21 protein-coding genes are annotated in these 23,100 nt (G+C 52.1%); 11 read left to right on the top strand and 10 right to left on the bottom strand.

Translation table 11 applies throughout. The features are described 5' to 3' along the window. Positions 1 to 346: 346 nt before the first annotated feature. The gene (locus ACKWMY_RS09170; protein WP_409486209.1) at positions 347 to 1,354 is read right to left on the bottom strand and encodes a LacI family DNA-binding transcriptional regulator; all 1,008 of its coding nucleotides are present in this window, start codon (positions 1,352 to 1,354) and stop codon (positions 347 to 349) included. Positions 1,355 to 1,599: 245 nt separating this feature from the next. Here ACKWMY_RS09170 and ACKWMY_RS09165 point away from each other — a divergent pair, with 245 nt between their 5' ends. The 6 genes from ACKWMY_RS09165 to ACKWMY_RS09140 all read left to right on the top strand — a co-directional run bounded on the left by ACKWMY_RS09165 (position 1,600) and on the right by ACKWMY_RS09140 (position 8,902). Further along, positions 1,600 to 2,841, top strand: coding sequence for an MFS transporter (locus tag ACKWMY_RS09165; RefSeq protein ID WP_065686931.1), 1,242 nt, complete (start codon positions 1,600 to 1,602; stop codon positions 2,839 to 2,841). A gap of 18 nt (positions 2,842 to 2,859) precedes the next feature. After that, positions 2,860 to 4,293 (top strand): glycoside hydrolase family 32 protein, encoded by a 1,434-nt coding sequence (locus ACKWMY_RS09160; RefSeq protein ID WP_199061990.1) that lies wholly within the window; start codon positions 2,860 to 2,862, stop codon positions 4,291 to 4,293. 213 nt (positions 4,294 to 4,506) lie between these two features. Next, positions 4,507 to 5,841 carry a carbohydrate porin gene (locus ACKWMY_RS09155; RefSeq protein ID WP_074031701.1) on the top strand — a complete coding sequence of 445 codons (1,335 nt, stop codon included), beginning with the start codon at positions 4,507 to 4,509 and terminating at the stop codon, positions 5,839 to 5,841. 23 nt (positions 5,842 to 5,864) lie between these two features. Next, positions 5,865 to 6,827, top strand: coding sequence for an aminoimidazole riboside kinase (locus tag ACKWMY_RS09150; RefSeq protein ID WP_409486208.1), 963 nt, complete (start codon positions 5,865 to 5,867; stop codon positions 6,825 to 6,827). Between the two features lie 66 nt (positions 6,828 to 6,893). Then, positions 6,894 to 7,427: a shikimate kinase gene (locus tag ACKWMY_RS09145; protein WP_024527515.1), complete on the top strand. Its 534-nt coding sequence runs from the start codon at positions 6,894 to 6,896 to the stop codon at positions 7,425 to 7,427. A 269-nt stretch (positions 7,428 to 7,696) separates the two neighbouring features. Further along, the gene (locus ACKWMY_RS09140; protein ID WP_024527516.1) at positions 7,697 to 8,902 is read left to right on the top strand and encodes an aldose 1-epimerase family protein; all 1,206 of its coding nucleotides are present in this window, start codon (positions 7,697 to 7,699) and stop codon (positions 8,900 to 8,902) included. 44 nt (positions 8,903 to 8,946) lie between these two features. On the opposite strand, the gene nanQ is transcribed toward ACKWMY_RS09140, so the two are convergent. Both nanQ and rhtA read right to left on the bottom strand, forming a co-directional pair. Beyond that, positions 8,947 to 9,414 carry an N-acetylneuraminate anomerase gene (nanQ, locus tag ACKWMY_RS09135; protein WP_024527517.1) on the bottom strand — a complete coding sequence of 156 codons (468 nt, stop codon included), beginning with the start codon at positions 9,412 to 9,414 and terminating at the stop codon, positions 8,947 to 8,949. Between the two features lie 132 nt (positions 9,415 to 9,546). Next, complete coding sequence (gene rhtA / locus ACKWMY_RS09130) at positions 9,547 to 10,434, bottom strand: threonine/homoserine exporter RhtA (RefSeq protein WP_409486207.1); 888 nt, start codon at positions 10,432 to 10,434, stop codon at positions 9,547 to 9,549. Positions 10,435 to 10,827: 393 nt separating this feature from the next. Between rhtA and ompX the strand changes: the two genes are divergently transcribed. After that, on the top strand, positions 10,828 to 11,346 hold the full coding sequence (gene ompX, locus ACKWMY_RS09125; RefSeq protein ID WP_024527519.1) for an outer membrane protein OmpX: 519 nt from the start codon (positions 10,828 to 10,830) through the stop codon (positions 11,344 to 11,346). Between the two features lie 112 nt (positions 11,347 to 11,458). Here the strand turns inward: ompX and ACKWMY_RS09120 are convergent, their stop codons facing one another. Continuing rightward, positions 11,459 to 12,460: a nitrilase family protein gene (locus tag ACKWMY_RS09120; protein WP_409486206.1), complete on the bottom strand. Its 1,002-nt coding sequence runs from the start codon at positions 12,458 to 12,460 to the stop codon at positions 11,459 to 11,461. Positions 12,461 to 12,554: 94 nt separating this feature from the next. Here ACKWMY_RS09120 and ACKWMY_RS09115 point away from each other — a divergent pair, with 94 nt between their 5' ends. Then, positions 12,555 to 13,430: a LysR family transcriptional regulator gene (locus ACKWMY_RS09115; protein ID WP_024527521.1), complete on the top strand. Its 876-nt coding sequence runs from the start codon at positions 12,555 to 12,557 to the stop codon at positions 13,428 to 13,430. Here ACKWMY_RS09115 and ACKWMY_RS09110 read toward each other — a convergent pair. The 6 genes from ACKWMY_RS09110 to ltnD form a co-directional block, all read right to left on the bottom strand. Further along, positions 13,413 to 13,943, bottom strand: coding sequence for a GNAT family N-acetyltransferase (locus ACKWMY_RS09110; protein WP_024527522.1), 531 nt, complete (start codon positions 13,941 to 13,943; stop codon positions 13,413 to 13,415). The genes ACKWMY_RS09115 and ACKWMY_RS09110 overlap by 18 nt on opposite strands. 99 nt (positions 13,944 to 14,042) lie before the next feature. Next, on the bottom strand, positions 14,043 to 15,413 hold the full coding sequence (locus ACKWMY_RS09105; RefSeq protein WP_024527523.1) for a GntP family transporter: 1,371 nt from the start codon (positions 15,411 to 15,413) through the stop codon (positions 14,043 to 14,045). 111 nt (positions 15,414 to 15,524) lie between these two features. After that, a complete protein-coding gene (locus tag ACKWMY_RS09100) occupies positions 15,525 to 16,301 on the bottom strand; it encodes an HPr family phosphocarrier protein (RefSeq protein WP_199061984.1) in 777 nt (258 codons plus the stop codon). Positions 16,302 to 16,304: 3 nt separating this feature from the next. Beyond that, positions 16,305 to 16,937, bottom strand: a complete 633-nt coding sequence (gene otnC / locus ACKWMY_RS09095) for a 3-oxo-tetronate 4-phosphate decarboxylase (RefSeq protein ID WP_024527525.1) — start codon at positions 16,935 to 16,937, stop codon at positions 16,305 to 16,307. A gap of 2 nt (positions 16,938 to 16,939) precedes the next feature. Continuing rightward, positions 16,940 to 18,199, bottom strand: coding sequence for a 3-oxo-tetronate kinase (otnK, locus tag ACKWMY_RS09090; protein WP_409486205.1), 1,260 nt, complete (start codon positions 18,197 to 18,199; stop codon positions 16,940 to 16,942). Then, a complete protein-coding gene (ltnD, locus tag ACKWMY_RS09085; RefSeq protein ID WP_024527527.1) occupies positions 18,199 to 19,113 on the bottom strand; it encodes an L-threonate dehydrogenase in 915 nt (304 codons plus the stop codon). Before ltnD ends, otnK begins: the two co-directional genes overlap by 1 nt. Positions 19,114 to 19,373: 260 nt before the next feature. Between ltnD and ygbI the strand changes: the two genes are divergently transcribed. The 3 genes from ygbI to ACKWMY_RS09070 all read left to right on the top strand — a co-directional run bounded on the left by ygbI (position 19,374) and on the right by ACKWMY_RS09070 (position 23,051). Then, positions 19,374 to 20,138, top strand: a complete 765-nt coding sequence (ygbI, locus tag ACKWMY_RS09080) for a DNA-binding transcriptional repressor YgbI (protein ID WP_024527528.1) — start codon at positions 19,374 to 19,376, stop codon at positions 20,136 to 20,138. 729 nt (positions 20,139 to 20,867) lie between these two features. Continuing rightward, positions 20,868 to 21,656 carry a transcriptional regulator gene (locus tag ACKWMY_RS09075; protein WP_024527529.1) on the top strand — a complete coding sequence of 263 codons (789 nt, stop codon included), beginning with the start codon at positions 20,868 to 20,870 and terminating at the stop codon, positions 21,654 to 21,656. Positions 21,657 to 22,460: 804 nt separating this feature from the next. Continuing rightward, complete coding sequence (locus ACKWMY_RS09070) at positions 22,461 to 23,051, top strand: common pilus major fimbrillin subunit EcpA (protein ID WP_074031711.1); 591 nt, start codon at positions 22,461 to 22,463, stop codon at positions 23,049 to 23,051. Positions 23,052 to 23,100: the final 49 nt, after the last annotated feature.

Genomic DNA, 23,100 nt, shown 5'->3' with positions numbered 1-23,100 from the left:
GATGGGTGTAATCCTATTTTGTTACGGGAGAAATTATAGCAGCTTAAATTTATTTTGCAGGGCGAAAAGGGCGATTAAATAGATAGGTAATAACCGCTGGATATTTTTATCAGAAAGGCGTATGGCATATTTAATGATTCGTGAGGTGTTGATAAGAAACGTTTTTTAAGTTTTTAGAGGATAAGGGTTGAGATCCCCCACTAATAATAGACACCGATTGAAGGGATATTTCAATGCGTAATTATTGCAGGGTGTTTCTGAGTGTTGAAATAGGGCTTTTTTTTCCATTAATTCATATTGATAGCCAATTATCCCTAAGGTGTGCGCCGTAACTCTTTTTGTACAATCACAGCTTGATATGGATCGAGTCTCTGTTGAGCAAGGGCGCAGGTATTTTGACCGTATCGGTCTGCGTCTTGCCCTGGATAATATGCAGCGCAGCATGGCGACCTATTTCGTAATGCGGCAGTTGTACCGTCGAGAGCGGCGGTAAGAATAGCTCGCCAATGCCAACCATATTGTCGTAACCCACGACCGCCACATCTTGCGGGATGCGCAGGCCCTGCGCCAGTAGCGTCTGATAGACCATAAAGGCGATACGATCGTTACCGCAAATGACTGAGTCGAACATCGGATTACCCTGCTTGATATGCGCTAACACAATGGCTGGGATATCACGGTAGTGCTCATCGCCATGCTCCATATAGACATGCATGAGGGCGTCAGGGTTGACACCTGCTTGCCGGCAGGCGCGCTCCAATCCCTGACGGCGGCGCAAGGTGGCAAGATGGTGTTTTGGCAGATGCAGGCAGAGTGGTTGACGATTACCTGCCGCGAGCAGAGCCTGCACCGCCTCGAACTGACCTTGTTCGTCGTCTGGAATGTAGCTGGCTACCGGATCGTGCAAACTTTCACAGTTGGCCAGCACGCACGGGAGGGTGAGCAGTTTGGGCGGCAGCGGCACCTGACGTAGCCCCATGGTGGTGTAGATGATGCCGTCTGGCCGGTGTGAAAGCAGAAGGTCGACAATGGTATCAGGGTTATCGTCAGAGAACATATTTACCACGAAACTGTTCCAGCCATACGCCCGGGCGGTCTCTTCGATCGACAGAGTGATTTCCACCGAGAATGGTGTGGTAACAGTATCGAGAGCCAGCACCCCGATAGTATTCGGCGTAGCATGAGCACCGCGTATTTTTTTCGCTGACAAATCGGGAACGTAATTGGTCTCATTGATGGCGATCTGCACGCGTGCCAGGGTCTCAGGCTTTAGCCTTTCCGGGCTATTGAGCGCGCGGGAGACCGTCATGAGCGACACATTGGCCAGTTTCGCCACATCCTTCAGAGATGCCATATCTATTACTCCCGTCATTACTTTCAGGTAACAGGCTATACGACGAAGTTACTGATGTAAAAGGTTCAGCGGCTATTCTGTCGTAGAAAGCGAAAGAACCGTAGCGAGTAATTTTTGATCTCGATCTCACTTTTTTAATGTTAACGTTAACTTTTGTGATTAACATCATGAATCTCAGCAAAACGACAAGCGCTTTTTTATTTGTTAACGTTACCATGCTGGCATTACTCCAATACGAGAATGCCATAATGAAAGCGCATCACTCTCATAGCTACCCACTACTCAGTGCATTACTGTTCTTCTTTTTCGTGTCCTGGTCCTCTACTGGCTCTTTACTCTCTATCTGGTTGCACCAGGAAGTGGGGCTTAAAGCCGGAGATACCGGTATTATCTACGCGGTGTTGTCCGTCTCCGCGCTACTGGCGCAAATCTTCTACGGCTTTATCCAGGATAAACTCGGCCTGCGTAAAAACCTGCTCTGGACCCTTACCGGGCTGTTAATCCTTTCCGGGCCTGCCTATTTGCTGTTTAGTTATCTGTTACAAATCAATATATTGCTCGGAAGCCTCTTCGGTGGGATCTATATCGGTATAACCTTCAACGGCGGTATCGGCGTGCTGGAATCGTATACCGAACGCGTGGCGCGCCAGAGCCAGTTCGAATTCGGCAAGGCGCGGATGTGGGGATCGCTGGGTTGGGCAGTGGCGACGTTCTTCGCAGGACTTCTGTTTAACATCAACCCGAAACTCAACTTCGCGGTCTCCAGCTGTGCCGGGCTGGTGTTCTTTATCCTGCTGGCGCGGTTGCGGGTGTCTTCTGCACCGCACGCGATGCAGGAGGCGGTGTCCGGTGGCAAAGTGAAGCTGGATGACGTGCTGCGTCTGCTGACGTTACCGCGTTTCTGGGCGCTGGTATTTTTCGTCATCGGTACCTGTATTTACGGCGTTTACGATCAGCAGTTCCCGGTTTACTTCTCTTCACAATTCGCCACGTTGCAGGAAGGCAACGCCATGTACGGTTATCTTAACTCGTTCCAGGTGTTCCTCGAAGCCGCCGGGATGTTTTGCGCCCCGTGGTTAGTGAACCGCATCGGCGCAAAAAATGGCCTGATTTTCGCTGGGATGGTGATGGCGTTACGTATGGTGGCCTCCGGGCTGGTGGAAGGGCCGCTGCTGATTTCCATCACTAAACTGTTGCACGCGGTAGAGTTGCCGATCCTGCTGGTCGCTATCTTTAAATACAACAGCTTGAATTTCGACAAACGCCTGTCTGCCACGCTCTACCTGGTGGGGTTCGCCTGTACCAGTTCGGTTATCGCTTCGGTACTGTCGCCGCTGGCAGGTTATAGCTACGAAAAATACGGCTTTGCCCAGTCTTATCTGATTATGGGACTACTGGTGTTCTGCACCACCTTTATCTCCATCTTCCTGTTGCGCTCCAGTAAGTTATCTTCAGATCCTCTGATGTCGCAACCTTCTGCTATATGATTGAAAAGAGTAAAGAATATGACGTATTCAATATCCAAGGCTGAACAGGAGCTGCAGGCTAAATGTGAAACGCTGAACTTGCGTTGGTATCCACGCTACCATCTTGCCGCACGCGCGGGCTGGATTAACGATCCTAACGGCCTGGTCTGGTTTGACGGTTGGTATCACGCTTTTTACCAGCATCATCCTTATTCCACGCAGTGGGGGCCGATGCATTGGGGCCATGCGCGCAGTAAAGATCTGGTTCATTGGGAGCATCTGCCGGTCGCGCTGGCCCCGGAAGGTCCGGAAGATAAAGACGGCTGTTTCTCTGGCTCGGCGGTGGTTGATGGCGACACCCTGGCGTTGATTTATACCGGGCATAAATTCCATGGCGACGCCAGCGATGAGGCTAACCTTTATCAAGTGCAGTGTCTTGCGACTAGCCGCGACGGGGTCTGCTTCGAGCGTCAGGGGATCGTGGTGGATACTCCGCCGGGCCTGCACCATTTCCGCGATCCGAAGGTGTGGCGTGAAGGGGATAGCTGGTACATGATCGTCGGCGCTCGCGATGGCGAGACCGGCCAGGTGCGCCTGTATCGCTCTGCAGACCTGCATCAGTGGCACGATGCCGGAGTTCTTGATGAGGCGGAAAAAGAGATGGGCTATATGTGGGAGTGCCCGGACTTCTTCACCCTCGAGGATAAACGTATCCTGATGTTTTCTCCTCAGGGGATGGCGGCTGAAGGTTTCAACAACCGTAATCTGTTCCAGAGCGGCTATCTGCTTGGCGAATGGCAGCCGGGGCAGCCGTTTGTTCGCAAAAGCGAGTTTATTGAAATCGACCACGGTCATGATTTTTATGCACCGCAAAGCTTCCTGACTCCCGATGGCCGCCGCATCGTTATCGGCTGGCTGGATATGTGGGAATCGCCGTTGCCCGAACAGCAAGATGGCTGGGCGGGAATGCTCTCTCTTCCGCGAGAGCTGAGCCTCGGCGCAGATAACCGTCTGCAAATACGCCCGGCTAGAGAGGTTGAAGGTCTGCGCGGCGCATGGTTCCCATGGCCAGTGAGTACGTTGAAAAATCAGCAGACCACGATGGTGGAAAACTGCGAAGCGATGGAGGTGATCCTAAATTGGGATTGTGCTAACAGCAACGCAGAACAGTATGGCATCAGCTTCGGTGACGGTCTGCGCGTTTATGTTGATGCGCAGATGCAGCGTCTGGTTCTGGAGCGCCGTTATCCGCAGTATGGCCTGTGCGGAGTACGAAGCGTACCGTTGACCGCCGGAGCATCGCTGAAACTGCGGTTGTTCTTTGATAGCTCTTCAGTGGAAGTTTTTGCCAATGATGGCGAAGCGTGCCTCAGCAGTCGTATTTACCCGGACGCTGCGCGCCGTGAGCTAATGCTATTTGCCTGGAGCGGTTCGGCCTCCATATCCGAGGCGGGGGCCTGGCAGCTCGAATAATCTATTTTCATATGCAAGGGATGTGGAAAACAATTTCTTGTGCACACTTGTACCGCATCCCGAATTCTTCAATTCATAGGATTTAAATATTTTAATAACCCGTTTGGTGTGACGGGAGTAATTGTTGTCGTCATCATCGAGTTTCACCCATAAATATAAATTAAATAATAATGGATTAACGATGAAAAATAATGATGGTTTACATGTAAAAAAATCCGGGTCGGATGTTTGCTCACGTTTTTAGCAAGCGCTTGCGCGAACGCCCAAGCACCTCAATCTATCGAGGAGCGTTTGGCTCACCTGGAACAGCGACTGAAAGAGACCGAGCAGCGGGCCGTCCGTGCGGAAACGGAGATTCGTGCGCTGAAACGGCAGGATACACCGGTAACGATGGCCAACGCGACGCCAACCAAGCCGGCATTACAGCTTAATGACTATGGAGAATTAAAATTCTATGGTGACGTTGAGTTTAATATGGATGGCGCTAGCCGTACCGGCAGTCTGACCTCGTTGAAAACCAGTGCTAATAAAAACTGGGCGCCGGGCGATAAAGAGCGCTGGGATATTAACGGGCGTATCCTGCTTGGCTTTGATGGATTACGTAAAGGGTCGAATGGGAAATATGCCGGTTTCAGCGTACAGCCGCTTGCGGATATGAATGGTAAAATGAATCTTGATGACGCGGCATTTTTCTTCGGCCAGCAGGATGACTGGAAGATTAAAATGGGTCGTTTTGAGGCCTTTGATATGTTTCCGCTTAATCAGGATACCTTTATTGAATATTCTGGTAATACGGCCAACGACCTGTATTCCGACGGCTACGGTTACATTTACATGATGAAAGAGGGGCGCGGGCGCAGCAGCAGCGGAGGCAACTTCCTGCTCAGTAAAACACTTGATAACTGGTATTTTGAAGTGAATACGCTGGTGGAGGACGGTAGTTCGCTGTTTGTCGATCAGAACTATCACGGCAACGCGCTGGATAGCCGTAAAAACGTGGTTTACGTGCGCCCTGTAGCCGCGTGGCAATCCGGAGAGTGGTCGGTGGCTGCAGCGCTGGAGAGCAACCTTGTTAATAATGCCTACGGCTATCAGAATCAGCAGGGCCTTTGGGTCGACCAGTCCAGGCGTACCGGCTACGGTATGACCATGAGCTGGAACACGCTGAAAACCGATGCGCAGAACGGGGCGGTGGTGAACCTGAGCACCGCATATCTTGATGCGACGGATGAAAAGAACTTCAGCGCAGGTATCAATGCGCTATGGCACCGCGTTGAGCTGGGCTATATCTACGCGCATAATAAAATCGACCGATTCAATATGGACAGTGTGAATGCTGAATGCGACGGCGATTGCGCGATCCTGGCACCAGGAAACTACGATATCCACACCATTCATACTTCCTGGCAACTGCCGAATATTATGGATATGCCAAACTTTAATACCTACCTAGGGGCTTATGCTTCCTGGCTGGATGCTTCGACAATAAATCCAGGTGACACCGATATGCGCTATGGTATGAGGGTGCGCTTCAAATATTTATTCTAAAATTGGGGGGTTAAGGAAACACTATGAAACTGTGGACAGTTGGCGATGCGGTAATCGATTTATTACCTCAGCCAGATATGCAATATAAAGCTTGCGCTGGTGGTGCGCCGTTAAATGTTGCTGTGGGTGCAGCTCGTTTGGGATGTGATTGTGGTTTTATTGGCAGAGTCGGTGATGACCCATTTGGCCACGTTCTCCAGCAAACACTCTATTCAGAGGGAGTCGAAACGCAGCATATACAATTTGATGAGCAATATCATACCAGTACCGTGCTGGTAGCGCTGGGGAATGATGGCGATCGCAGTTTTACATTTCTGGTAAATCCTTCTGCCGACCAGTTTTTATCCTCTAAAAATCTACCCGATTTTGATGATGATATATTGCACTTTTGTTCGTTGGCTCTGGTTGCCAAGCAGAGCCGGGAGACCTTGGTCAAGGCGATAAGTTTAATAAAGCAACGCGGTGGCATCTTGAGCTTTGATGTCAATCTGCGGGAGAAAATGTGGGGGAATCCACAGGAGATGCTGGCAACGGTAACTCAATTTGCTCATCAGTCAGATATTTTAAAACTCTCAGAGGAAGAATTATACTGGATAACCGGTACGACTCATTATGAAAAAGCGTTGGAAAGAGTTAAGCGATTTCCTTCTAGCCTTAAAATTGTCACCCGTGGTATCCAAGGGGCTATTGTCTTATGGCAAGAGCTGGCCATACACGTAGACTCGTACAAGGTGAAAAGTTTAGATACGACGGGGGCAGGAGATGCCTTTATCGCTGGGCTGTTGGCAAATATCTCTCTTGGAAATGGTTTGCTTGATTTTGAACAATTGAAATTAGCGCTAACGCAAGCCAGCGCCTGTGGTGCGCTGGCGACTACACAAAAAGGAGCTTTATCAGCATTACCCGATGCGGAGAGTGTCAGAAGTTTTATTGGATCTGAGCATAGACTGACATTTAAGGTTAATTCTCTAAACCCTCATGAGTGAAATGCAGCAGACCTATTGTAATATAAGATGTCTATAAGTCAGTTAAAATGGATATCGACGCAAAGCATGAAAATTAACGTGGTGGGCACCAGCGGCAGCGGTAAAAGCACCGTTGCCCGCCAATTGGCGCAAAAGCTGGCCGTACCCTATATCGAGATGGATAAGCTTTACTGGCGGCCAAACTGGCAAAATGCCTCAGATGACGAGTTCTTGCATCTGGTCGGACAGGCGCTGGTATCGGCCCGTGCAGGGTGGGTATTGGATGGCAACTATACCCGGACCAAAGCCGTGAAATGGCGGGACGTTGACTGGGTTGTCTGGGTTGATTACGGATTCTGTCGCACGCTGTGGCAGGCCGTTCGTCGCGCATCGGTGCGGGCTTGGCACAAGACTGAGCTCTGGCCCGGCACCGGCAATTGTGAGAGCTTTCGCCGCTCTTTCTTTAGCCGTGAGTCGATCATCTTGTGGACCATCAAAACCTACCGCAAGAATCGTATAAAGTATCTGGCAGACCAGCAGGACGCAGCCAATCATTCTATCCGCTTTATCCAACTGCGCTCTCCGGCGGAAACAGCGGCTTTTCTGGCTAGCATCTGCTAGGAAGCTTTATTCGATTCAGCTTTTCATGTTCGTTAGGCATGATTTTCTCTTTTGGCTGAAGCTGCTTCAGCTAAAACATGATCTTAATCTGATTAATTTGTCAGCTAGAATACATCATTCATAATTTTTCTTGCTGTATGTCACGCAATTTTTGTTATTTCCATCCTGATTGTTGAAAAAGTGACCCTCATCGCATTTTAAAACGGGCTAAGAACTTAGTTTGTGATGGTTTTGCTAAAACCATTCAGCTAACCAGGAAGGAACAATAAATGAAAAAGCTTACTGTACTTTCGCTCGCTATCTCTTTGATTTCTGGGTATGCCAGTGCTCAAGCTATCGTATTGACCGACAGTGAGAACGGTATTGAACTTGGCAACTGGCGGATTGACAGCTCACAGCTGAATATTCCCGGCCCGCGTTTCAGCCTGCAACAGCAAGTCTTGCACGGTGGCAAGCAAGAGGGATCGAAAGTCCTTACCCTAACCAGTGATGGGTTGACCATCGCCCTTAGCCCAACGCGTGGTATGGATATTCTGCATGTCAACGGTTCGGGCGTAAGGTTGGGGTGGGATTCACCGGTGACCGAGGTGGTCAATCCGGCTTATATCAACTTGGAGAGTCGCAACGGGGTGGGTTGGCTTGACGGTTTTAACGAAATGATGGTGCGCTGCGGCTACGAATGGACCGGGCACCCGGGGGTAGAAAACGGCACGTTGTATACGTTACATGGCCGTGCAGGAAATACCCCGGCTTCCAAGGTGGTGGTAGATATTGCTGAAAAAGCGCCTTATGAAGTCCGTATCCGCGGCCTGCTGAAAGAAAATACCTTCAAGAAAAGTAATCTGGAAACCTGGACTGAGCTGCGTTACGTTCCCGGCACTCAACAGTTTACGGTTCACGATCGTTTAACCAATCGTGCTGATTATCCTCGTGACTATCAGATTATTTATCACAGTAACTTCGGTAAGCCGTTGCTGGAAGAGGGGGCCGTGTTCAGTGCGGCAATCAAAGAGATTTCGCCGTTTAATGATTATGCCAAGGGCGGTTTGAAAGATTGGCATACTTACCAGGGGCCAACCAAAGGCTTCGATGAGATGGTGTTCAACATCGTGCCTTACAGTGATTCGCAAGGAAAAACCCTGGCGATGATGAACAACAAGAAAGGGGATCGGGGTGTTGCGATTGGTTTTGATACCCATCAGTTGCCGGTTTTGACGCTGTGGAAAAACACTGACACGGAACGTCAGGGCTATGTTACCGGGATTGAGCCAGGGACCAGCTATGCGTATCCGGTAAAAATCGAACGTGAGCAGGGGCGAATCAAACAATTACAGCCTGGGAAGAGTACCGATTTCGAGCTGACTTACACGTTGCTGAAAAATGCTGAACAAGTAAAAGAGTACCAAAACAAGATAAAAACGCTGCAAGGTGACCGAGAAGTTAAACTGGTCGAGACTCCAATTGCGGTGGAATAGCGTCTGGTGAAGGGGGAGCCGGTCAAGCGACCGGCTCTTTGGCGTCAAAGCAGCAGTTCGTAGTGGACTTTCACCACCACTTTCTTGATATTTTTTGGCTCAGTGATCTGGCAGCCGGGTTTGTGGGGTTCCAATGGGAAGAAGATCACGTACATGCCCGGCGTCAGGTTCAGGGTCTGCGGGCTGCGTTTGATATCCAGCCATTGCAGATCTTTGCTTTCATCGTAAAGATCGCCGCTTTCCCAACTGTCTGGCAGGCCAAAATCGATCCGCTCTTCGCCGCCGATCAGGATCTGGATATCCAGGTACTCCTGGTGGAGTTCGGCGCGTTTGCTTTCCGCCGGTTCTGTCATCAGTTCCATCACGTTCATAAACACCCGATCGCCATCGATTTCATGCCGCCCTAACGGCAGGCCAGGCAAATCATACTGACGCACGGTATTGAGGATATTGGCTAAAGCGGGTGAGAGGCCACGTCCGAAGCGGGGGTTGTACAAACTGCCGTAGATCATCCTGATTCTCCCTAATAAAAAAAGACCTGCTGCGAGTATGTCTATTATTGTTCAGGAAAAAAGTTAACTGGCTTGCAATCATGCAACCTTTTGAGCGTGGCGCCGGGGACTTGCCGCCAGACGCCAGCGGGCTTACGAGAGGCTTTCAACCTTTGGTTTGGGTTTGATGGTTAACGTAGCCCCCATGGAGGCGGTAATGATGGCGGCCAATGCCAACCATTGCGTTTGGTTAAGATGTTCGTTGAGGAAGATCATGCCGGAAAGAGCGGCCATTGCCGGTTCCAGACTCATCAGCGTGCCAAAGGTACGGGCGGGGATCTTGGGTAAGGCGATAATTTCCAAAGAGTATGGCAACGCGGTAGACAGCACCGCGACGGCCAAAGCCACCGGTAGAATATCCACGTTTAACTGCGCACTGCCGGCTTGCCAGGCACCGATCGGGCAGAACACGATGGCGGCGATCAACGATCCCACGGCTACAGTGCCCGGCCCGTGATCTCCCCCGGCCTTCTGGCCGAAAATAATGTATATCGCCCAACAGGCACCGGCACCCAACGCACAGGCTGCTCCCACGGGATCGATACTGCCCATATCGTGGCCAAGCGGCAGCAGGAACCACAAACCGGCAATGGCCAGCGCCACCCAGATGAAATCGATCGGGCGGCGGGAAGAGAACATCGCCACCGCCAGCGGGCCGGTAAACTCCAGCGCCACCGCAATACCGAGTGGCACCGTGCGTAAAGAAAGATAAAACAGGTAGTTCATCGCTCCCAGTGACAGACCATAGATCAGCAATGGCAACCGGCTACCGGCGGCGAAGCGCATACGCCACGGACGGAAAATGATAAACAGGATCAGCGTACCGATGCTCAGGCGCAGCGTGGTGATGCCTTCGGCACCGACCAGCGGGAACAGGCTTTTGGCTAATGAAGCCCCGCTCTGGATCGAGATCATTGCAATGATCAGTAAACACACGGGCACCAGCGTGGAAGACGCTTTAGTGGTTACAGACGAAGACATCCTTTCTGGCCTTATGGAACTCCCCATCGTCTGGGAAGGAATTGAGTACAGGTGTTGCACAGTGTAAAGGAATTGACAGCAAGGTGTTGGCGAAAAACGGGGGGCCGGGTTGAATCTGTCAAAAATATGCGCCAACTTGGTTCGAGTAACCAATAAGTGCTCTTTTTTTAAGAGTATTCTGGAACTCGGATAGGTGATTAGCGTCACAAAAAGGAGTATAATTCGCGAAAAATACAGGAAAATTAGTATGCTATAGTGTTCTTGAAATCTTCTGTTACACGATACAAAGATTTAGACACTCATTTAAAGGCAGAGTTTCACGCTAATTTTTGCTATATTTTCAATGTATGAGAAATTGAAGCACTTTTATAATAAAACGCGTTTGAGGTGGTTATGAAAAAAATTGCATGTCTTTCCGCAGTAGCAGCTTGTGTATTGGCCGTAACAGCAGGTACCGCATTTGCTGGTGAGAGCACCGTATCCGCTGGCTATGCCCAGGGCGATTTCCAAGGCGTTGTTAACAAAGCCGACGGTTTCAACCTGAAGTACCGTTACGAGTACGACAACAGCCCACTGGGTGTGATCGGTTCTTTCACCCATCTGGAAAAGAATAACTCTGGAGACGGCTTCTACAACAAAGCACAATACGACTCCATCACTGCCGGCCCTGCTTATCGTTTCAACGATTGGGCGAGCATCTACGGTGTGATCGGTGTGGGCTATGGTAAATTTACCTCCAACGCTCAAGACGGTAGCAACAACAACAGCAACAGCGACTATGGCTTCAGCTATGGTGCTGGTCTGCAGTTCAACCCAATGCAGCAGGTTGCTCTGGACGTGGGTTACGAGCAGAGCCGTATCCGCAGCGTTGACGTTGGCACCTGGAACGTGGGCGTAGGTTACCGCTTCTAAGATTTCCCCATGCCTTCGGGCATGAGCGTGTGACCTTGTTGGTCATGCCCAATGAAAATCCGCCTTTTAGGGGCGGATTTTTTTTGCCGGTAACCCACATCCGACTCTATATTTAATCTATCGATTTATTTGGCTTGCCCAATACCGTGGTCGGTTGCAATGAAAAACGCGCCGTACGGGGATCGCGCTCATATCCTTGCGGCTCGGTAAGCAGCCCATAAAGCTCTGGCCGACGGCCATGGATCCAACGCCTCCCGCTGCTCATGGGGATTAAGCTCAGATCCAGATCGGCGGTAACCATGGCGTCCTGAGCTGTCCAGGTCTCTGACAGGATGCGGCCATAAGGGTCCAGCAGCATGGCATTGCCGGTGCGCACCTCATCATCATCTCGCCCCACACCGTTGCTGAACAAAATAAACAGGCCATTATCATGGGCGCGAGAAGGCAGCCAGCGCAGTAGCCAACCGCGGCCAGTGTCGCCGCGAAAAGCCTCTTCGATCGCCGCCGGATTTTCTTTACGTTGCTGCCATAGCGTCAGCGGTATCGGCTTCATGCCGTGCGGGCTGCGTGAATTTGTCCCACCGGTCTGGTGAGGGGCGAACAGGATATCGGCACCCAGCAGCGTGGTGGCACGTGCGTTCTCCACCAGGTTGTTGTCCCAGCAGATGAGGATCCCCATACGTATGCCCCAAGGTGTGTCAAACACGGTATAACTATCGCCTTTTGCGATCAGCGCATGCTCAAAAGGATGGAGCTTGCGGTGAACATGGGTTTGGCCATCCGGCAGACAAACCGCATAAGCGTTGTACAGTTGGCCATCTTCACCCAGCTCAATCAGCCCAACGCCGATGGCCATTCGATACCGCTCTGCCAGCGGGCGGATGCGCGCCAGTGAGGGGCTGGTGGCGATAGGCTCAGCCAGCGCAGTGATTTCGCTGTCGGCCAGGTGGCGTACGTGCCAGTAACCGGTAATGCACATTTCCGGGAAGGCGAGGACCTGTACGTTGTCGGCGGCGGCCTGGGTGATAAAGTCTTCCATAACGCCGAGATTGTAGTTCTTGTCATTGGCGCGGTGTTGAAATTGTACCGACGCAGCACGAAGGGTCGTGGTCATAGCAAGCTCCTGTGGGGGGTTTTGTTCGCTAATTACAGCAGCCGCATCGATTACTGTATAATCAATTAAAATCCTCTTTTGATAACCTAATGGAATGGATAATCGTCAATTACGTGCCTTTGTCGCGCTGGCTGAACTGGGGCGCTATCACCTGGCCGCCGAGCGGCTGTGTATCACCCAGCCCGCGTTGAGCAAGCAAATTCAAGCTATCGAGTTGCAACTGGGTACCCGGCTGTTCGAGCGGGGCCGCCAGGGGGCACGGCTGACTGCCAATGGTGCCGCGCTGTTCCCCAGAGCGCTGGAGTTATTGACCCAACACGAGCAGTTTCATCTGTATGCGTTGCAGGTGGTGAAGGGGGAAACCGGGCGTCTGGCCTTAGGCTTTGGGCTTTCCAGTTTTCATCTGGCACCACAGTGGGTGGCGGCATTTCGTCAGCGCTTTCCGGCGGTGGTGGTTGGCCTGGAGGATCTTCCTTCGGAACGGCAATGCCAGTTGTTGCTAAACGGCGATCTACAGGCTGGCTTTGTACGCTTGCCCGTTGTTGCTCCCTTGCAGGCACAGCCTTTGCTGACCGATCGGCTAGTGCTGGCAGTGCCGAGAGCGATGGCGTTGCAGGAGGAGAACCTGTTGGCGGATTTCCACCGTTTTCCTCTGCTGCAGTTGGAACCTTCACGTGGCCGAGGGTTGAGTGAGCAGGTGCTGCGTTTTATTGCCGCTCAGGGGCTGCGGGCCAACGTGGTGCAGCAGGCGGAGGATATCCAAACCTTGCTGGCGCTGGTGGCGGCGGGGATAGGCGTGGCGCTGTTGCCGCAAAGCATTGCGTTTATTGCTCCAGTTGGGGTCGATATTCTGCCGTTAAGCGGCGAGCAGACGCAATGGCAGGTTGGGCTGGCGTGGAACCCGCAGCGGCCTGATGCGCTGCGGGATAATTTTATCCAGGGTATATTGAACTCAGAGCGGTCGGTATAACACTACCGTTGGTAACTGGTGGTATTCGCTGCGGTGGCTTGCCACAAAGCCGACTTTCTTCGCCAAGCCAAGCGAAGGGCGGTTATCCGGCGAAATGATACAAACGACTCTGTCCTGTGAGAAATTCTCTTTGGCCCAGACCAGCGCGGCATTCAAGGCTTCGGTGGCATAGCCTTTACCGTGCGCAGCCGTGATCAGCGTCCAGCCCATTTCGGGGACATCGAGTGCGGGTTGAATATCACGGTGAAAATCGGCGAAGCCAATTCCGCCAATATACCTGCCGCTGTTTTTCTCCCGCACCGCCCAGTAGCCATACCCCAGCAATTTCCAGTGGCCGATGTAGCGCAACAGGCGGCCCCAGCTGTCCTCCTTGTCGCGTGGCGTGCTGCCGATATAGCGCACCACCGCAGGATCGGCCCACATGGCGGCCAAATCGTCAAAGTCTTCCAGCCGGTGGGCATCCAGGATCAGACGTTCGGTGATCAAGGTGGGGGCAACGGTGTGAGTGGTCATGGCTTCCTTCCTGAACAAGGGAAAAGGCGCTGCCGGAGCAACGCCTCAAGATACTCACCACTGTAGCCGAACTGCTTTGGCTCTAGCAATACCGGGAAGTTACACGACCAGCCACAGCAGCCAGGTAAAGGCGAAGCCACTTAAACCGAGCAGGGTGGTTAATACTGTCCAGGTTTTGAGGCCATCAGCCACTGACAGGCCAAGGTATTTGGTAACGATCCAGAAGCCGGAGTCGTTAACGTGCGATAAGCCCAAGCCGCCAAAGCAGGTGGCGAGCGTGACTAATACAAGCTGCATCGGGTTAAGCCCGATAACCGCTTCGGACAGCAACCCGCCGGTCGTCAGAATGGCGACGGTAGCCGACCCCTGTGAGGCACGCAGTGCCAGCGAGATGATAAATGCAGCCGGGATCAGTGGCAGACCAATAGTGGTCAGCACATCTGCCAGCGCCTTACCCACGCCAGACTCAACCAGCACCTTGCCGAACACGCCGCCCGCACCGGTAACCATAATGACTACTGCCGCAGTTGGTAACGCCCCTCCCATCACATCGCTGGTGTGTTGCAGACTCCAGCCACGACGGATTGCCAGCAGATAGAACGCCAATACCAGAGCGATCATTAACGCTACGCCTGGTGAGCCGATTAATGACAAGGCATCACGCACCGGCGAACCTGCTGGCAGCAGGGTGGCAGAAACGGTGCCCAGCATAATGATGGCGATAGGAATAACGATCAGCGCGGTAATCAATCCGGCACTAGGAGGATTGATCCGATCGCTGAGTTGCGCTTTGCCTTCCGGTGCAGGTTCAGGGGCTGCCAGTTGCAGTTGTTCCAACACCTCAATGGAGAGTGGGTAGGCTTTACGGTTGAGATATTTTGCCGCGAAGTAACCAATCACCCCCACCGGGATACAGATGATCAGGCCGAGAATGGTCAACCAACCGATATCGGCACTCAACAGCCCCGCCGCCGCGACCGGGCCTGGGTGTGGTGGCAGAGCTACGTGCACCGTCAGCATCACACCGGCCATCGGCAAGCCAAACTTCAACGGTGAGACTTTAGCCACTTTGGCAAAGCCATAGATGATCGGGGCCAGGATGATAAAGCCGACGTCGAAAAACACCGGAATGCCCAGGACGAACGCGGCACTGGTAAGCGCGGCAATGGTGCGCTTTGGCCCCAGCGCTTTGCTGAAACGCTGCGCCAGGGATTCTGCGCCGCCCGAATGTTCGATCATTCTTCCCAGCATCGCACCCAGGCCGATGATAATGGTCACCGAGCCGAGTACGCCGCCCATCCCGGCGGTCATCACTTTCATGACTTCGCCGGTTGGGATCCCACTGGCAAGCGCGACCAGTAGACTAACGACCAGCAGGGCGACAAACGGCTGAACCTTCGCCTTGATGACCATCAATAGCAGCAGTACGACACCCAGTACGGCAATGATCAGTAGCATAGTTGGAGACATAGCATAGCCTTTAATTCAGGTAAGAGTCCGGCACCGCGATCGCCCTGGGGCGATACGGGTGCGTTTATTTTTTATGTTATTGAAACTGGTGTTGGCGCGACGAGTTCTTGATTACAGGTAAGGTTTCACCCACCCCAGACCCGCCGTCGTTTCCCCACGGGGTTTATATTCACAACCAATCCAGCCTTGGTAACCCACCTTATCCAGTTGGGCGAATAGCCAAGGATAATTCAGTTCACCGTCATCGGGTTCATTTCGGTCTGGCACCGAGGCGATCTGGATATGGGCATAGCGCCCGGCCAGTGAGGCGATCAGATTACTGATATTGCCGTCCACCAACTGTGCGTGGAAAAAGTCGAACTGAATAAACACGTTAGGGCGATCGATGGCGGCCACCAGCTCCGCAGCCTGATGCTGGCTGGAGAACAGGTAGTTGGGCTTGATCGGTGGGCTGAGCGCTTCGATCAACACCTTGATGCCGTGAGGGGCAAAGGCGTCGGCGGCGTAACGGATATTGCTGATAAAGGTTTCCCGATAGCGGGCAATATCTTCGCCGGGCGGCACTACGCCAGCCATCACGTGAACGTTAGGGCACTTAAGGGCGATGGCATATTCCAGAGCGCGATCGATATCCGCACGGGCATCCTGCTCGCGGCCGGGCAACGCCGCCAATCCCCATTCGCCTGCGCCCACATCGCCCGGCGCGGTATTGAACAACACTTGCTGGAGACCGTTTTGTTGCAGTTTCTCCGCCAGTAGATCGGCGGGGTAATCATAAGGGAACAGGAACTCTACCGCTTTAAATCCGGCCGCCGCAGCGGCATCAAAACGATCCAGAAACGAGTGCTCGGTAAACATCATCGATAAATTGGCAGCAAATTTTGGCATGGTTCAGCTCCGTAACTCGGCAATTTCATCATCGGTTAAATAGCGAATTGGGCGGTTGCCGAGGGTGAAAATCAGCTTGGCCGCATCTTCCATTTCTTCGGTATTGTTCGCGGCTTCCCGCAGGCTCTCGCCGGTGACCACGGGGCCGTGGTTCGCCAACAGGAAAGCCTTGTAGCTTGGGGCCAGCTTGCCCAGATCTTCCGCCAACCGCATATCGCCGGGGCGATAGTAAGGCACCACCGGCACCTGGCCGACGCGCATTACCACATAAGGCGTGAACGGCTTGATGGCGTTTGCCGTATCCAACCCTTGCAGGCAGGAAAGCGCGGTCAGATAGGTGCAATGCAGGTGCACTACCGCCTTGCACGTCGGGTTGTTCTGGTACAGCGCGCGGTGAAAACTGATCTCTTTCGAGGGTTTGTCGCCGGAAATCCATTCACCGCTCAGGCTGACTTTCGACAGTTTGTCTGCCTGCAACTCCCCCAGGCAAGAGCCGGTGGGAGTGGCCAGCAGGGTACCGTCTGGCAACAACAGCGAAAGGTTGCCTGCTGAACCGGTAGCGTAGCCGCGCTGGAAGAACGAAGCCCCCAGACGCACCATCTCTTCCCTTGCCAGCCGTTCAGTGTCAGCGGTCATCGTCATACTGAAAACTCCGTTTGTGCTCTGGCGAAAAAGTTTTCATCGCCGAAATTGCCCGATTTCAGGGCCAGTGATACCGGTTGTTCAATTGCGCGTACCCAAGGCACGCCTGGAGAAATGCATGGGCCGATATGGAAACCGCGGATCCCTAACGCCTGGGTGACCACGCCAGAGGTTTCACCACCGGCAACGATAAAGCGGCTGAAACCCTGTTGTTGCAGGCGTTTAACTACTTCGGCAAACAGGGCTTCTACCGCCTGGCTGGCAGCCTCGGTGCCGTATTGCTGCTGGGTCTGTTGCAGTTGCTCCGGCTCGGCGGTGGCGTACAGCAATGGGGCCAGTTGTGAGGCCTGTTGTTCAACCCATGTGCTTAGCTCGGCTGCGTAGGCGCTGCGATCTCCTGCTGTGATGCAGCGCGAGACATCAATACTCCGTGCCGGAGCCTGTTGGCGGTAGCGTGCTACCTGCTTGTTGGTCATGGTGGAGCAGGAGCCGGAAAGTATCACGGCTTTCTTTCCCTGTGGTGCTCCGGCAGATTGGGCTTTCTCCTGGCCAGGTTGCGCCCATTGGCGGGCAATGCCGATCGCCAGTCCTGAACCTCCGGTGACCAACTTCATGGTTTTCAGCGCTTCGCCCTGTGTCAGCAGATGCTGTTCGTTCAGGGTATCCAATACCGCATAGCGCACGCCAAGCTGTGCCAACTGTTGCAACTTTTCCTGCACCGCACCGGCTCCACGATCCATCTCTGCCGCGTTGACCAGCCCGCAACGCCCGCTGGCCTGGGCCTCCATCAGCCGCATCAGATTACTGTCGGTCATTGGCGTCACCGGATGGTTGCGCATACCGGATTCCGACAGCAACTGGTCCATCACGAACAGATAACCTTGGTATACCGTGCGGCCATTTACCGGTAGCGCAGGGGAAATCACCGTTTGCTGTTCGCCAAGCGCATCGAGCAAGGCATCGGTAACCGGTCCGATATTGCCCTGGGCTGTGCTGTCGAAGGTGGAACAGTATTTAAAGTAAAACTGGCGGCAACCCTGGCGTTGTAGCCAGGCCAAAGCCTGCAACGACTGCTCAACCGCCTGGTCGACCGGGCAGGAGCGCGATTTCAGGCTGATCACCACTGCCTGCGAGTCGACAGGGGTATCATCCTGCGGCACGCCATTGAGCTGGACCGTAGGCAAACCGTTTTCCACCAGGAAGCTGGCGATATCGGTGGCGCCGGTAAAGTCGTCTGCAATCACTCCGAGTAACATTATGAGTTCTCCTTATTCTTCGGCAGCTCGATCCCGGCGAAGATCTTGATTACTGCACTGTCATCTTCCTTACCGAAACCTGCGTTGCTGGCGGAGGTGAACATGTTGAACGCCGTGGAGGCCAATGGCAGCGGGAAGTGCAGCGCTTTGGCGGTATCGGCTACCAGCCCAAGATCCTTGACGAAGATATCTACGGCAGATTTTGGTGAGTAGTCGCCATCGACCACGTGGCGCATACGGTTCTCAAACATCCAGGAGTTGCCTGCGGCGTTGGTGACCACATCGTACATCACGTCCAGCGGGATACCGGCGCGAGCGGCCAGCGCCATCGCTTCGGCACCGGCGGCAATGTGTACGCCTGCCAACAATTGATGGATGATCTTGACCGTTGCCCCCAGGCCGATTTCGTCGCCAATGCGGTACACTTTCCCGGCGACGGCATCCAGCACCGGTTGCAATTGGGCAAAGGTGCTCTCACTGCCCGAGGCCATCACGGTCATTTGACCAGCCGCTGCCTTGGCTGCACCGCCGGACACCGGGGCATCCAGCATTGGCAGGTTATACGCCAACAGTTTCTGTTCGATTTCTTTGGCATCCGCCGCCGCAATGGTGGAAGACACCATCACCGGCGTATTCGGTTTCAACTGTGCCGCCAGGCCGTTATCCCCGAACAGGATCTGTTTTACCTGGTTGGCGTTAACCACCAACAGCAGCACTGCATCCAGTTCGGTTGCAAAGTTTGCTGCGCTGGTGGCGGCCTGTTTGGCACCGGCCTGCTGTAGCGCCACCAATGCCTGTGGATTGAGATCGACGCCATAGGTGGTCAGCCCGGCATTGATGCAGGACGTAGCCGCGCCCATGCCCATTGACCCCAAACCGACGATACAAACTGCGTAGTTTCCTGGTTGTGCCATGATGCACCTCTGTTAATTTTAGTGATTATTTGTTTTGATGTGTTAAATGTAAGCGTTATTGGCGTGGATATCGGTGATCGTCTTCACAATTATTAACAATGTAACGGACAGACTAAAAAACGGTTACTCTTGCTAACATAATGCTTTTAAATGTTTTTTATGATTATGACCGGCTTCACAGCCTGAAAAGCTTTACTACCGTCGCACGAAAATTGACGTAAAATCACAATTATTATCATCGTAGTCACAGAGGGGGAACCGTGATACCTGTTGAACGCCACCAACAAATTTTGGCGCTGGTGTCCGAGCGCGGAGCAGTCAGCATAGCTGAACTGACCGAAAGGCTGGGGGTCTCGCACATGACCATCCGGCGCGATCTGCAAAAACTGGAAGAGCAGGGCAGCGTACTCCCCGTCTCCGGCGGTGTGCAGTCGGCCGAACGAGTGGCGATTGAGCCTTCGCATCAGGATAAGGAAGGAATGTTCAGCCAGCAGAAAGCCGCCATTGGGCAACTGGCCGCGCGGCAGATCCCGGCCAACAGCTGCATCTATCTGGACGCAGGCACCACCACGTTGGCCCTGGCGCGCCAGCTCGGCGAGCGTGACGATATCACCGTGGTGACCAACGATTTTGTTATCGCCGCCTATCTGCTCGAACATAGCCAGTGCAAGCTGATCCACACCGGCGGTACGGTATGCCGGGAAAACCGTTCCTGCGTGGGGGCCGCTGCGGCTCAGGCTTTACGTAATCTGTTTATCGATCTGGCGTTTATCTCTGCTTCCTCATGGAGTATGCGTGGTTTGTCTACCCCGAACGAGGATAAGGTGGTGGTGAAAAACGCCATCGTTGAGGCCAGTCGCCGCCGCATTTTGCTGAGTGATACTTCCAAATATGGCAAGGTCGCTACCTATCTGGCGCTGCCGATTTCAGTCTTTGAGGTGATCATCACTGACGATCACCTGCCGGAAGCGGCGCGTGAGGCGATTATGCAGGCAAATATTACGTTGCTTACTGCGGTGCAGTGACTTTCAATCCCGCTAATCTGATAAACAACGGGGTAGTTATCGCTGCCCCAAGGGCCTGGCCACAGACTCCACAGCAGATAATACAGGCATTGAGTCGCAATAATTCCATCACGTCCAGGTGCCAGCCGGTGGCACAGTCAGCCTGCTACCACATAATATTTACTCATAAAACGTTAATGATTTATTTTTAAGGATTCACCTCAATGTGGTGTTGGTATACATCCTGACGATGTATGGGTAACACCAGGTTATATCGCTATGTAAAGTCAGTGTCAGGCTAAGGCAGCTACCTGGCAGTGTGACAGGTTAAAACCATTGATTTAAATGATAAAGACTATCAACGCTAGCCGAAAGCGCCTGCTTTTTCAGTCATGTAAGATCTTAGTGAGAGTTAAATCTGCGATATTTTTACATTAAAACATGCCATATATGGTGTTTTTATGAAGTTTTTCGCTATAAAAAAATTTATGACAACATAAAAATCTAACCTTGTGAAATTTAACGAATCAATATATCAATAGTCAGCGCGTTTCGATAATCTTTGTTTTGGTCATGAGAAAATTCTTATTCCAGGGAGAAGGAAAAATGCCACAGTTAATGACAATTACCCGCGGTCTATTTACTAGCGACAAAAACGTTCACAAAGGCTTTCTTTTAATTTTAATCAAATGATTTTATTAACGATTAATGCCTGGGTTGTCTGTTTTTATAGTGAAAGTCGTGAATATAATGAAATATAAATTTAATGACCGTATTATCTTCGATGTCGATAGCGGAACGCTGAGTTTGAGCGATCTGTTTGACGATACTGTCACCATCTCCAACCCATCCAAACGCCTGTTACAGTTACTGATTGTCCACCAGGGCGATGCAGTGAGCCGTGAAGTGATCTTCAAAAAGGTGTGGGATGATTATGGGATGATTTCCAGTAACAATAATCTTAACCAGTGTGTGAGCAAGTTACGTAGAGTGATCAAGGCGCTGGGAATTGATGAGGAGGTGATCGTCACGGTTCCCAAAGTGGGTTTTATGCTGCACAGCGAAATCCAGATTGTGTCTTGTGAGGATGAAAAGGATACGCCGATCCTTGCTGCCGAACCGCCGGTATCAGCCGCTAAAACCATACCCGTGGTGGTAGGCAAGGTGTTCTCCTGTGCTTCCTTGCGCTATGGTTGGGGGATAGTGGGCTTTGTGTGCGTGGTATTGGCCAGCATTGCGTTCTATATTTTCAATCCAAGCATCCGGCAAGAGAGCTATTTGGGCAAATCGGGTAACTGCGCGGTATTTATGTCGAACTCCACGGTTCAGGCAGATCCGGCATTCAGCGATGATGTGTTGACGCAGGTAGTAAGGCAAAAAATCCAATGCCAGCCGGATGAATACCTGTTGCTGATGCGTGGCAATCAGGTGAAGTCGTATATTTCAGGCATATCACGGCTATTTTTTCTCCGCTGCAAGATTTTGCGAGAGCATAAGATTGAACTTTGCTCTGGCCTGGAAAGCGAATCCTCCCTTTAATTGAATGATGCTGATTGGCTGGCGGGATAAACACCCGACAGCCAGAGCATCTTTACCTTAGATTAAACCACTTCATTAACGTTATCCCCCTTATTCCGTCGGCTCACTACCCCGAAATAGTAATGCCCCTCACCCTAGCCCTCTCCCAAAAGGAGAGGGAACCGAACGTGCCACAATTTTATTAGGGCACTCCGCCTCTGCATCAACCCTATTGCAGCTCAATTCTTCACCTGAACACGGCAATGTACCAACTCCCTCGTCTACAAGGAGAGAGGACCGAACATGCCACAATTTTATTACGGCACTCCGCCTCTACATCAACCCTATTGCAGCTCACTTCTGCACCTGAACACGGCACCGTACCAGCTCCCTCGCCCTTTGGGAGAGGGTTGGGGTGAGGGGAAATGGGTGCCTTAACTGACACACATTAAATGTACAGGCTAACTTTTCACCAGAAAGGGCACCGAAAAACGGTAGTAATAATAAGGTTAATGTTTGCTCGAATTAATCTAGGATAATTCTGCTACCCACTTTGCATGGGTGGAGTTTTTATCCTTAATTCAGCATTAAAAAGATTAAATGCAGGATTTAAATCTAAACATTTCACATTTACTAGTTAATGATTATCTTAAGATTTATTTGGGTTAAGATTTTTCTCGCCAAGTAGGACGAGAGGCATACTCACGTTGCCTATCAACACTTGGCGTTATCCCGCTAGCAACTGGCAATACCAGAGTGAGTGGAGATGACAAAGCAAGGCAAATTTAACGGACAATAGAAATCTATAACTTAGGGAGTTTTACCATGAAAAAGATCACACTTGCTCTGGCAATCGTTTCAGCATTCGCAGTAGTGGGCACCGCTCAGGCAGCAGAAGTTACCGCACAAGCCTTGGCTACCTGGTCAGCCACTGCCAAGAAAGATACCACCAGCAAGTTGGTTGTTACGCCAATCGGCAGCCTGTCTTTCCAGTATGCTGAAGGCATCAAAGGCTTCAACAGCCAGAAAGGTCTGTTCGACGTGACTATCGAGGGCGAAGGAACCGCCACCGATTTTAAACTGACCTCCAAGCTGGTATCCAACACTCTGACTCAGCTCGACACCTCTGGTTCTACCCTGGAAGTGGGCGTTAACTATAACGGTGCTGCCGTAGAGAAAACCGCTCAAACCCCTATGATCGATGTTAAAGCCGGTATTTTGGGTGGCAACCTGAGCGCACTGTCTGGCGCTTACGACAAAACTGTTCGTACCAGTGCACAAGATCAGTTCACTTTCAGCATCATCGGCGCAACGGCTGATGGCACAACTGCTGTGACTGATTTCAGCACCCTGCCTGAAGGTATCTGGAGTGGCGACGTGAGCGTAGAGTTCAACGCTACCTGGACTACCGCATAATCGTTTCCCCAGAGTAATGCGTCTTAACAGGGGGGAAACCCCCTGTTTT

This window comes from Serratia sp. J2, from assembly GCF_046269175.1.
Classification (GTDB): domain Bacteria; phylum Pseudomonadota; class Gammaproteobacteria; order Enterobacterales; family Enterobacteriaceae; genus Chania; species Chania fonticola_C.
Note: the sequence above shows the minus strand (reverse complement) of the source record. Positions and strands in the feature narration are given on the sequence as shown.

Coding starts and splice junctions, on each gene's coding strand:
- ACKWMY_RS09170 (WP_409486209.1), bottom strand. CDS start 1,354: ATGGCATCTCTGAAGGATGTGGCGAAACTGGCCAATGTGTCGCTCATG.
- ACKWMY_RS09160 (WP_199061990.1), top strand. CDS start 2,860: ATGACGTATTCAATATCCAAGGCTGAACAGGAGCTGCAGGCTAAATGT.
- ACKWMY_RS09150 (WP_409486208.1), top strand. CDS start 5,865: ATGAAACTGTGGACAGTTGGCGATGCGGTAATCGATTTATTACCTCAG.
- ACKWMY_RS09145 (WP_024527515.1), top strand. CDS start 6,894: ATGAAAATTAACGTGGTGGGCACCAGCGGCAGCGGTAAAAGCACCGTT.
- ACKWMY_RS09140 (WP_024527516.1), top strand. CDS start 7,697: ATGAAAAAGCTTACTGTACTTTCGCTCGCTATCTCTTTGATTTCTGGG.
- nanQ (WP_024527517.1), bottom strand. CDS start 9,414: ATGATCTACGGCAGTTTGTACAACCCCCGCTTCGGACGTGGCCTCTCA.
- rhtA (WP_409486207.1), bottom strand. CDS start 10,434: ATGTCTTCGTCTGTAACCACTAAAGCGTCTTCCACGCTGGTGCCCGTG.
- ompX (WP_024527519.1), top strand. CDS start 10,828: ATGAAAAAAATTGCATGTCTTTCCGCAGTAGCAGCTTGTGTATTGGCC.
- ACKWMY_RS09120 (WP_409486206.1), bottom strand. CDS start 12,460: ATGACCACGACCCTTCGTGCTGCGTCGGTACAATTTCAACACCGCGCC.
- ACKWMY_RS09115 (WP_024527521.1), top strand. CDS start 12,555: ATGGATAATCGTCAATTACGTGCCTTTGTCGCGCTGGCTGAACTGGGG.
- ACKWMY_RS09110 (WP_024527522.1), bottom strand. CDS start 13,943: ATGACCACTCACACCGTTGCCCCCACCTTGATCACCGAACGTCTGATC.
- ACKWMY_RS09105 (WP_024527523.1), bottom strand. CDS start 15,413: ATGTCTCCAACTATGCTACTGATCATTGCCGTACTGGGTGTCGTACTG.
- ACKWMY_RS09100 (WP_199061984.1), bottom strand. CDS start 16,301: ATGCCAAAATTTGCTGCCAATTTATCGATGATGTTTACCGAGCACTCG.
- otnC (WP_024527525.1), bottom strand. CDS start 16,937: ATGACCGCTGACACTGAACGGCTGGCAAGGGAAGAGATGGTGCGTCTG.
- otnK (WP_409486205.1), bottom strand. CDS start 18,199: ATGTTACTCGGAGTGATTGCAGACGACTTTACCGGCGCCACCGATATC.
- ltnD (WP_024527527.1), bottom strand. CDS start 19,113: ATGGCACAACCAGGAAACTACGCAGTTTGTATCGTCGGTTTGGGGTCA.
- ACKWMY_RS09075 (WP_024527529.1), top strand. CDS start 20,868: ATGAAATATAAATTTAATGACCGTATTATCTTCGATGTCGATAGCGGA.
- ACKWMY_RS09070 (WP_074031711.1), top strand. CDS start 22,461: ATGAAAAAGATCACACTTGCTCTGGCAATCGTTTCAGCATTCGCAGTA.